1 protein-coding gene is annotated in these 1,002 nt (G+C 68.3%); it reads left to right on the top strand.

The annotated features are described in order from the left end of the window. On the top strand, positions 1-832 hold an 832-nt coding region (locus ACFVJ3_RS49570), incomplete at its 5' end, for an NAD(P)-dependent alcohol dehydrogenase (protein WP_378459061.1). Positions 833-1,002: the final 170 nt, after the last annotated feature.

Raw genomic sequence — 1,002 nt, 5'->3', positions numbered from 1 at the left:
CTGCCCCTCGTGCACCACCGGGGCACCCTCGTACTGCCACCAGTTCATGCACCTCGCCTACGACGGCGTCCGCGACGACGGCACCGGACCGATCACCACCACCGACGGCGAATCGCTGACCGGCCTGTTCTTCGGACAATCCTCCTTCGCCACCCACAGCCTCGCCTTCGAACGCAACGTCGTGAAGGTCCCCGACGACGTCCCCGCCGAACTCCTCGCACCCCTGGGCTGCGGCATCCAAACCGGCGCCGGCGCAGTCATGCGCTCCCTGAACTGCCGACCCGGATCGGCGATCCTCATCGCCGGCGCCGGATCCGTCGGGCTGGCCGCCGTCATGGGCGCCGTCGTCCAGGGCTGCGCCACCATCATCGCCGCCGAACCGCACCGGACCCGGCGCGACCTCGCCCTCGAACTCGGCGCCACCCACGTGATCGACCCCGCCGCCGGCCCCCTCACCGAGCAGGTCCGGGCCGTCATCCCCGCCGGCGTGAACTACGCCATCGACACCTCCGGCGTCCCCGCCGTCATCGAATCCCTCATCGGCGCCATGACGTTCCACGGCAAGATCGGACTCATCGGCGTCCCCGCCGACCCCGAATCCTCGGTTCCGCTGAACATCATCAACTCCCTCGCCATGGGCCTGACCATCACCGGAATCATCGAAGGCGACAGCGTCCCCGACCAGTTCATCCCCGAACTGGTCGAGCTGTACAAGGCCGGCCGGTTCCCCCTCGACAAGCTCGTCACCACCTTCCCCTTCACGAAGATCAACGACGCCATCGACGCCCAGCACCGCGGCGAGGTCCTCAAACCCGTCCTCGTCCACGACTGACCACCCGCAACCCGAACCACTCACGAAGGACACCCGATGACGATCGACTACCCCGATCTCTACATCCGCGGCGGATGGGCACAGCCATCCGGCGACGCGACCATCCCGGTCATCTCCCCGACCACCGAGCAGCGGATCGGCTCGGTCCCCGAGGGCACCGACACCGACAT

The organism is Rhodococcus sp. NPDC127593 (assembly GCF_042671975.1).
GTDB lineage: Bacteria > Actinomycetota > Actinomycetes > Mycobacteriales > Mycobacteriaceae > Rhodococcus_F.
This window is presented reverse-complemented; position numbering and strand designations above follow the sequence as displayed.